Annotated in this window: 10 protein-coding genes and 1 pseudogene; 3 read left to right on the top strand and 8 right to left on the bottom strand. The window is 38.0% G+C overall.

The window, feature by feature from the left end:
- Positions 1-7: 7 nt before the first annotated feature.
- The 5 genes from dbpA to rpmB form a co-directional block, all read right to left on the bottom strand.
- The gene (gene dbpA, locus ABZC96_RS06325; protein WP_373029865.1) at positions 8-1,369 is read right to left on the bottom strand and encodes an ATP-dependent RNA helicase DbpA; all 1,362 of its coding nucleotides are present in this window, start codon (positions 1,367-1,369) and stop codon (positions 8-10) included.
- Positions 1,370-1,511: 142 nt separating this feature from the next.
- Positions 1,512-1,736 (bottom strand): YdcH family protein, encoded by a 225-nt coding sequence (locus tag ABZC96_RS06320; protein WP_373029864.1) that lies wholly within the window; start codon positions 1,734-1,736, stop codon positions 1,512-1,514.
- A gap of 73 nt (positions 1,737-1,809) precedes the next feature.
- Positions 1,810-3,021: a bifunctional glutamate N-acetyltransferase/amino-acid acetyltransferase ArgJ gene (gene argJ, locus ABZC96_RS06315; protein ID WP_373029863.1), complete on the bottom strand. Its 1,212-nt coding sequence runs from the start codon at positions 3,019-3,021 to the stop codon at positions 1,810-1,812.
- Complete coding sequence (locus ABZC96_RS06310) at positions 3,014-4,144, bottom strand: TrkA family potassium uptake protein (RefSeq protein WP_373029861.1); 1,131 nt, start codon at positions 4,142-4,144, stop codon at positions 3,014-3,016. Before ABZC96_RS06310 ends, argJ begins: the two co-directional genes overlap by 8 nt.
- A gap of 24 nt (positions 4,145-4,168) precedes the next feature.
- Positions 4,169-4,378 (bottom strand): 50S ribosomal protein L28, encoded by a 210-nt coding sequence (gene rpmB, locus ABZC96_RS06305; protein WP_373029859.1) that lies wholly within the window; start codon positions 4,376-4,378, stop codon positions 4,169-4,171.
- 288 nt (positions 4,379-4,666) lie between these two features.
- Here rpmB and rpe point away from each other — a divergent pair, with 288 nt between their 5' ends.
- The 3 genes from rpe to ABZC96_RS06290 are packed head-to-tail and all read left to right on the top strand — an operon-like array spanning position 4,667 to position 6,689.
- Entirely contained in the window at positions 4,667-5,308 is a 642-nt protein-coding gene (rpe, locus tag ABZC96_RS06300; protein WP_373029858.1) for a ribulose-phosphate 3-epimerase, read from the top strand.
- Positions 5,309-5,326: 18 nt separating this feature from the next.
- The gene (locus tag ABZC96_RS06295; protein ID WP_373029856.1) at positions 5,327-5,917 is read left to right on the top strand and encodes a phosphoribosylanthranilate isomerase; all 591 of its coding nucleotides are present in this window, start codon (positions 5,327-5,329) and stop codon (positions 5,915-5,917) included.
- Positions 5,901-6,689 (top strand): 3'-5' exonuclease, encoded by a 789-nt coding sequence (locus ABZC96_RS06290; RefSeq protein ID WP_373029855.1) that lies wholly within the window; start codon positions 5,901-5,903, stop codon positions 6,687-6,689. Before ABZC96_RS06295 ends, ABZC96_RS06290 begins: the two co-directional genes overlap by 17 nt.
- 12 nt (positions 6,690-6,701) lie before the next feature.
- Here ABZC96_RS06290 and ABZC96_RS06285 read toward each other — a convergent pair whose 3' ends face one another.
- The 3 genes and pseudogenes from ABZC96_RS06285 to ABZC96_RS06275 all read right to left on the bottom strand — a co-directional run.
- On the bottom strand, positions 6,702-7,355 hold the full coding sequence (locus tag ABZC96_RS06285; protein WP_373029854.1) for an EI24 domain-containing protein: 654 nt from the start codon (positions 7,353-7,355) through the stop codon (positions 6,702-6,704).
- A 17-nt stretch (positions 7,356-7,372) separates the two neighbouring features.
- A complete protein-coding gene (locus ABZC96_RS06280) occupies positions 7,373-7,897 on the bottom strand; it encodes a gamma carbonic anhydrase family protein (RefSeq protein ID WP_373029852.1) in 525 nt (174 codons plus the stop codon).
- Positions 7,897-8,255, bottom strand: a pseudogene (locus tag ABZC96_RS06275) (RNA degradosome polyphosphate kinase); the annotation flags it as partial. The gene ABZC96_RS06280 and the pseudogene ABZC96_RS06275, both read right to left, overlap by 1 nt.

Raw genomic sequence — 8,255 nt, 5'->3', positions numbered from 1 at the left:
TGGAAGATTAGTTCAATATCCAAGTTATATATTTCTTCTTTTTAATAGTAGTCTTTTTTAGTGCTTTAAATACTTTGTCTATCACCGTATGATGTAGTGCTACATAAGACTTTGTATCTGTGATATTTATCTTCCCTATCAGTTTTGGATCAATACCTATCTCTTTACACAAAGTACCGAGTATATCTCCTGCACGAAGTTTGGTTTTTTTACCGCCATTAATGCAAAGTGTATCATACTCAGACACCATCTTAAATGCTGCATCTACCCGTAAGTCTTTCATCTGTGCTGTACGTGCTTGAGAAGTGATGTAAGAGCATTTTTCACTGTCTCTTGGACCATAGAGTGAGATGGCTGTACCTTTTGCATCTGCACGTCCTGTACGTCCTATACGGTGGGTGTAAACTTCTTTGTCAAAAGGTAAGTCATAATTAATGACCAGTTCAATGTCTTTTATGTCTAGACCTCTTGAAGCAACATCTGTCGCAACCATAATACGCTTAGAACCATTAGAGAAAGCGATGACAGATTCGTTACGATCTTTTTGTTCAAGGTCACCATGTATGTCTATAGCTGAATGTCCACGTTGGTGTAGTGTATCTGTAAGTGAAATGACTTCTGCTTTAGTATTACAAAAAATCAGGAGTGATTCTGGTTTATAGGACTGGATCAGCGCTGTGAGTGTTTTAAATTTGTCAGTAGTCTCATAGACTATTTCATCTATCTTATCGCTCTCTTGAAGGGTATCTACTTTTATTGTAACGGGCTGTTTTAGTAATGCTTTTGCAAGTTTTTCTATCTTTTCAGGGAATGTCGCTGAAAAGAGCAGGGTTTGTTTAGCCCGTGGCATGTTGGAACCTATCTTGACTATCTCATCATAAAAGCCCATATCCAGCATACGATCTGCTTCATCGAGTACCAGTGTTTTAATGCTGTCGAGTACCAGTGTCTCTTTAGCCAAGTGGTCTTGTATACGTCCGGGTGTACCGATGAGTATATGTGCTCCTTTGGCCAGTGATTCGGCTTGTGCCCGAAGTGGAACACCACCATAGAGTGTGAGTATTTTGAGGTTGGACTTGTAGGCTGCAACTTTTCTAAGCTCAACAGCTATTTGATCAGCCAGTTCACGTGTGGGAGTAATGATAATAGTCTGTGGTTTATAGTTGCTTGTATCCGTATGCATCACACAGGGTAATCCAAAGGCTAATGTTTTCCCAGAACCTGTCTTGGATTGTGCTAAGATGTCTTTACCTTCCAAGATAGGGTTGATAGCCTTCTCTTGTATCTCAGTCATCGTTGTAAAGTTTAGTATATTGAGTGTTTCCAAAAGCGCTTTTGGAAGTGCTTCTATGCTATTAAATTTTGCCATATTATTGTATTCCAAATGTTGTAAGTAGGATAAGTACAAGTGAGAGTAGTTTCATGATTAATCCTATAATTGATTAAAGCTATTAGTAGGGTAAGAAGATTAAGATATGGGCAAAAGCCCATAAGGAGTTAAAGACTTAAGATTATGCCTGAGCTTTCTTATAGTCTAAAATCATTTTGTAAGCTTCATCTTTTAAAAGAAGTTTTTCTTTTTTAAGTATTTCAAGTTCTATATCAGTTAAAATTGTACGACCTGCTTCAGCATCTTCAACTTTTTTGTCAAGTTCATTGTGTTTATCAAAGATATTTGCAAAGTGTGCATTACTTTGTTTAAGCTCGTGTATTTCATCTCTGTATTCGTGTAACATTTTAATTCCTAGTATTAATATATTCTATAATTATAACTTCTTTGTGTTTAGTAGAGAGTTAAAATTGAAATTTTTACGTTCGGTATTCTGCATTTATTTTTACATATTCATAACTTAGATCACAACCATAAGATGTATAGCTGGCATCGCCTAAACCAATGTCACATGTGACTTTAAAATGCTCTTGTTTCATAATATCATAGGCTTTGTCTTCACGCACTTTGTCTAACTCCCTAAATTCACTAGAGTATATGAGAAGGTCATCATAGTGTATGGTAAGGGTTTCATCATCACACGCTATGCCAGATGCACCTACGGTTGAGGCTATACGTCCCCAGTTTGGATCTTCTCCAAAGAGCGCAGTTTTTACCAAGAGAGAGTTACTTAATGCCATACTCGCTCTCTTGGCCTCTTCTTCACTCTTGGCTCCCTTGACTTCAAAGGCTACAAGTTTGCTTGCCCCTTCTCCATCTTTGAGTATAAGCATAGCCAGTTCAAACATGATCTTATTTAGGGCCCCAGCAAAGGCTTTTTTGTTGTAATGGGTACTTTTCTTGTTTGAAAGTAACATTACAGTGTCATTTGTAGAGGTGTCACCGTCCACAGAGATACGGTTAAATGAACTCTCTGTTGCTTCTATAAGCAGTTCATCCATGTCAGACTTAGGAATATCAGCATCAGTAATGATAAAACAGAGCATTGTGGCCATAGCAGGGTTTATCATACCAGCACCCTTACAGATAGCTGCAATGTTAAAAGAGTTACCATCTTCCAGCTCTACTTGAAAGGCTAACTCTTTTTTGAAGCTGTCTGTTGTCATAATGGCACGTGCTGCTTGATGTGAATTTGAAGCATTGAAGTCAAGTTTGTCAAAAGCAGAGGTTATTTTATCTATAGGTAAACGATAGCCTATGACACCGGTTGAGCTCATTACAGGGTTAAGTACGTTTTGTTTACTTGAGAGTGTAGACATAATAGACTCTATATCTTCTATACCTTTTTCTCCAGTCATCGCATTTGCATTTTTGGCATTGATGAGAACAAAGTTGGTTTGAAAATCTCTAGGATATTTTTGATAATGTTTTATAGGTGCAGCCTGAAATGCATTGCTTGTAAATACAGACGAGATATCACAAGGCTCTTCACTTCGTATAAAAGCAACATCACCGTCTATAGCAGATGGGTCTGAGTTTACAGGGGCTTTTCTCATACCTACATTCGTAGCACCGCAGAAGAACCCTTTTACATTTTCTAAACCGTTTTCTAATGGGATCAACTTAAACATATTTCAACTCTTCAGGTTTTTCTTTTTTGCGGATGATATTTTTAGCTTTCGCAATACCTTCACTTGTACCGATAAGTAGAAGCTTAGATTGTGGCATAATGATCGTATCACCTTTAGGCATAGGGATGAATCTATCATCTTTTTGACGTATACCTATGATTGTCACATTTGCAATGTCTCTAAAACGCGCAACTTTTATTTTTTTAAGTGCAAGCCATGATGTTTTTGAGACTTTTGCTTCTTCCATATCAAGAGGGGTATCTTTCTTATACAGGAACTCTTGAAGAAGGTTTTCCATGTCTGGACGTGCTGCCATCGCATTGATACGTTGTGCCATAAGTTTTGTTGCAGTAACAACCCTGTCAGCACCGAGTTTGAGAAGTTTTTGATCATCTTCATTGCTTTTTGCATTGGCAATGATGAGGAATTTCTTACCACGGTGTATTTCTGTTTCATACAGTCTGGCAGAAGCGATGGTCGCAATGTTGTCTGCTACGTTAACTGCCAATGTAATGACACCTTTTGCTGAAGAGAGATGAGACTTCAAGATACCTTCTTCTGTATGTGGTTCTGCTGTTACAAAGTAAGGATATTGGTATTTTTTTGCTATCTCTTCCATGTCTTCTCTAGGGTCAACAACCACAAAAGGGATGTGGTTTGCACGAAGTTGTTTAGTTACTTCTATGGTAAAATCATTATGATAACAGACAACAAAGTGCTGTTTAAGTCTAGCAATTTCGTAAAGCATTTTACGCTCCTTAGCAGTTTTTTGAAATTCACCTTTTTTAACGACTTCTGCGATAATACCTATGGCAATTGAGAAGACAACAAAGCCAAAGATGATGAGGGTGATGGTGAAAATACGTCCCATATCTGAAATGGGTTTTATCTCTCCAAAACCTACAGTAGTAAATGTGATACCTGTTTGATAAATGGCATCCATAAGTGGAAAACCATCAATAAGCATATAGCCCATTGTACCGATAAGCATAACAAATACAGTAAGTATAAGAGGAAGTCTAAAAGGGGCTAAATGACCATAATACTCGTCATTTAGTGTAATATGAGGTTTGTGTGTGTCTCTCCAGCCGAGAAACTTTTTAAATCTTTGTGTGGCTTTCAAAGCCGAAGTCCCAAAAGTAGGGACTTACTCAGCTGTAGCAGCTTGAGCAGCGTGTTTCTTCATTGTTCTGAGAGTAGAAGCAGCAACTTTAACTCTTTGAGTTGTTCCATCTTCAAGTGTGATCTTCACAGATCTTAAGTTTGGAAGCTGTCTTCTTTTTGTTTTGTTGTTTGCGTGAGAAACGTTGTTTCCTGTTAATGGGCCTTTACCCGTAATGTCACATTTTCTTGCCATAGTATGTCCTTTAAGTTAATCGTCCCAGTTACACTTTTTTAAAAGTTCAGTGTAAAACGATGAATATTTTGTGGGATTATAGACAATTTGAACATAAAATTTGCTTAAGGTATTTGTGCCTCTTCTTCTTTGTTTTGCATGAAAAGAGAAAATGAACCCAAACGGTGCACTCTCTTGAAAGTCTTTATAGAGTATTCTTTTGTAAATCATATCGTATCATAGCAGGATGGCACGAGGTCACAAGTTTGATTTTGCTATAATAAATGAAAATAAGATAAGAGGATATTTATGTTAGTAGCCCCAAGTATACTTTCCGCTGATTTTGGACATTTGGCTCGTGATGTTGCAGCCATTTGTGAAGGTGGGTGTGATCTTGTACATGTCGATGTTATGGATGGACATTTTGTGCCTAACCTTACGATAGGCCCTGTCGTTGTTGAAGCAGTTGCTAAAGCAGCAACAAAGCCTCTTGATATACATTTAATGGTAGAGAATAACTCATTTTTTGTTGATCTGTTCGCACCTTTAGAACCTGAGTTCATCTCGTTTCATATTGAAGAGGAGAAACATCCTCATAGACTTATACAGAAAATACGTGCGTTGGGTATACGTCCTGCTATTACGCTTAATCCACATACACCACCTGAAGCGATAGAGTTTTTACTTGAAGATCTGGATATGGTCCTTCTTATGAGCGTAAACCCAGGTTTTGGCGGACAGAAGTTTATTCCTTCGGTCGTGGAAAAAGCACAGCGTCTGAAGGCACTGATAGAGAAGAGAAATCCAAAATGTTTGATAGAAGTAGATGGTGGAGTGAATGATAAAAATGTAAAAGAGCTAGAGGCAGCAGGTGTCAGCGTTGTCGTGGCTGGTTCGTTTGTCTATAAACATCCAGATGGCATAGAAAAAGCCATTTCTGAATTAAAATAAGGGAAAAGGGAAGCGTATATGAGAGTAAAAATTTGTGGGATTACTAATTTGAAAGATGCTTTACATGCTGTAGAGTGTGGAGCAGACGCATTGGGTTTTGTTTTTTATAATAAATCACCACGTTACATCACACCTGCAGCAGCAAAAAGAATCATCGATCAACTTCCCCCTTTTGTAGAAAGAGTGGGTCTGTTTGTGAATGAAGGGATAGAGACGATAGACACTGTATGTAAATATTCTGATATTTCGCGTGCGCAGATCCATTTTGATGTAGATGAAGAGTCTTTGGATGCTATCGGATTACAAACTTTGCCTGTAATACGTGCAAAAGGCCCAGAAGACCTAATACGATTTAAGCATAGATATCGCTTGATAGATGCTTACAGTGAAGCATATGGTGGTACAGGAAAGCGTTTGAATCTTGAATGGTTCAATGGTGTAGACTGTTCTAAAATTATTTTGGCAGGAGGCTTAACTCCTGAGAATGTATCCCAAATCAAACAACTTGGTTTTTACGGGGTAGATGTAAGTTCCGGCGTAGAATCCATAAAAGGGAAAAAAGATCCTAAAAAAGTGAAGCAATTTATCGCTAATGCAAAAAGTCTTTGAAGAATTAACCACGGCATTTCGTAAAAATAACGGAATGTTACACGAAGAACAATACAAACAGGTTGTTACCAAACATACTACACTACTGGAAGATCCTGAAACGATCTTCATACTTCTTCAAGCTTCGGGTTACCCTATCACACAAGCACATGATGAACACTATAGACTTGAGACATGTTTTACTTCACATAAAGAACAACGTTATTGTGTCATTGATATAGAAACCAATGGCTCTAAGCCTGGAACCTCTCAGGTGATAGAGATCGGTGCGGTGATGTTACAGAATGGTGAAGTGATAGACCGTTTTGAAACCTTTGTGGAGTGTGCTTTTCTACCGGAGTATATTACTAAGATCACAGGTATTGAACCTACAGACCTTGTCGGTGCACCTACACGAAAAGAGGCGTTAACAGCATTACGCCATTTTATGGGTGATGCTGTATTTGTAGCGCATAATGCACATTTTGATTACAATTTCTTGAATGCTTCTTTTGACAGATTCGGTTTAGGGGCCATAGGTAATCCCCAATTATGTACGATTGAATTGGCAAAGCGTACTTTTGAGAGTGAACGTTATGGGCTTGCCTATCTTATAGATTTTTTAGAGATAGAGACCGCCACACATCATCGTGCTTTTAGTGATGCTGTATGTGCTGCAAAAGTGATGGAAAAAAGTTTAGAAACACTGCCAGAGTATGTTAAGAGTGCAGATGAGTTGTTGCGTTTTTCCGTCTCTAGTAAGAAAGAGAGACGGGTAAAAAAAGAAAAATAGAGTTAGAAAACGTTATTTTTCTTCTTTTAGAATATGGTGTAGAAAGAGTATCTGTGCAAACACAGGAGCAAAGATATTGATTAATGGTATATAGTTAAAAAGTGCCGCTATCATGGCTAAAATTCTCGTTTTCTTTCTTTTCTCTTTCAGTACTTTCTTGTCATTGATAAAGAGTGCTCCTACATCATAAATGGTGGGTTCTTTCAGTAAAATAGACCATAGATAAAGTATGACTACTTGACCAAAAATAGGTATAAAAAGTAAAGGAAGTGTGAGCATAAAGAGCAACAAAAAAACGATACTGGCTTTCAGTGTCAAGAGTATGGAAGTAGTGATATCTGCAGTACCGACCACTGGAATATTTGGGTAACGCTTTTTTGCCAAAGCAATGAGTAATTTTTCACTATAAAGTGACGTCAGTAATGCTACTATGATAATAAAAAGCATATAGGCAAATGAAAAGGTTGCTACAGATGCACCTGAAGTTCGTAACCACTCCCATGGTATCCATGAGAGATATGAAGAGATAATGTTTGTTAATGCACCCCACATATTCCATGTGAGCAGTAGAGTAAGCGCTAATGAGATGAACCCTGTTTTAAGTACGAACAGGATGACATCTTTAGAGAGCATGTCTTGTAAACTTTTAGTTATGATTTGTTGCATTCTTTGCTGTGGCCTTTTTACTGATATTCATTTTTAAAACTCACATAACGTTTTGCAGAAGCATAAAGTTCTGCTACTTCTTCGTCTGTTAATTCACGTACGACTTTTGCAGGGCTTCCCATGATTAGACTTCTAGGAGGGAAGACTTTATTTTTAGTCACCAGAGCAGAAGCACCTACGATAGATTCTTTACCTATGACCGCACCATCAAGTATGGTGGCAGACATACCGATCAGACAGGCATCTTCTATGGTACAGCCATGAAGCATTACTCGGTGACCTACTGTGACATCATTACCTATGACCGTAGGGTGTCCATCTGACATATCTGCTTTTTTATGATGTGTTACATGTACCATGCTTAGGTCTTGGATATTGGTTCTGTCTCCTATAGTAATGTGATGTACATCACCTCGTACCACACACCCAAACCATACAGCAGAATCTTCCCCCATGGTTACGCGTCCGATCACTGAAGAGCCTTCTGCTATCCAAGCATTCGGCCCAACTTTCGGTGTCCATTCTTTAAATTTTACAATCATTAGCTATCCTTCAATATACGGTTGGCCAAACGGCTTACATAGTCTGGTGTCTCTTTTTTTGTTTTATCGTGAATCTTGTTTACATACTCTTCTAAGACACAATGGTTGTTTATCTTTTTACCCAGAGAAGGCACTTTAGTGTAGTTTCCATCTTCTTGAAGTTCCCAACGTAAGGAATTGTCTGCAAGTTGTAACATTAAAATTTGTTCTATTTTCTGTGTAAGTGTTTCTTCCAAGATGGGCGTCATAAGCTCTACACGTCTTACAAGATTACGTGGCATGAGGTCTGCAGATGAGATGTAGCATTTAACTTTGTCATGTTTAAAAAAGTAGACACGTGCATGTTCTAAATATTTTC

The sequence above is a fragment of the Sulfurovum sp. genome (genome assembly GCF_041551015.1).
Taxonomy (GTDB): Bacteria; Campylobacterota; Campylobacteria; order Campylobacterales; family Sulfurovaceae; genus Sulfurovum.
The sequence above is the reverse complement of the archived record's forward strand: the minus strand, read 5'-3'. Positions and strand labels throughout refer to the sequence as shown.

Coding starts and splice junctions, on each gene's coding strand:
- rpmB (WP_373029859.1), bottom strand. CDS start 4,378: ATGGCAAGAAAATGTGACATTACGGGTAAAGGCCCATTAACAGGAAAC.
- rpe (WP_373029858.1), top strand. CDS start 4,667: ATGTTAGTAGCCCCAAGTATACTTTCCGCTGATTTTGGACATTTGGCT.
- ABZC96_RS06290 (WP_373029855.1), top strand. CDS start 5,901: ATGCAAAAAGTCTTTGAAGAATTAACCACGGCATTTCGTAAAAATAAC.
- ABZC96_RS06295 (WP_373029856.1), top strand. CDS start 5,327: ATGAGAGTAAAAATTTGTGGGATTACTAATTTGAAAGATGCTTTACAT.
- argJ (WP_373029863.1), bottom strand. CDS start 3,021: ATGTTTAAGTTGATCCCATTAGAAAACGGTTTAGAAAATGTAAAAGGG.
- dbpA (WP_373029865.1), bottom strand. CDS start 1,369: ATGGCAAAATTTAATAGCATAGAAGCACTTCCAAAAGCGCTTTTGGAA.
- ABZC96_RS06320 (WP_373029864.1), bottom strand. CDS start 1,736: ATGTTACACGAATACAGAGATGAAATACACGAGCTTAAACAAAGTAAT.
- ABZC96_RS06285 (WP_373029854.1), bottom strand. CDS start 7,355: ATGCAACAAATCATAACTAAAAGTTTACAAGACATGCTCTCTAAAGAT.
- ABZC96_RS06280 (WP_373029852.1), bottom strand. CDS start 7,897: ATGATTGTAAAATTTAAAGAATGGACACCGAAAGTTGGGCCGAATGCT.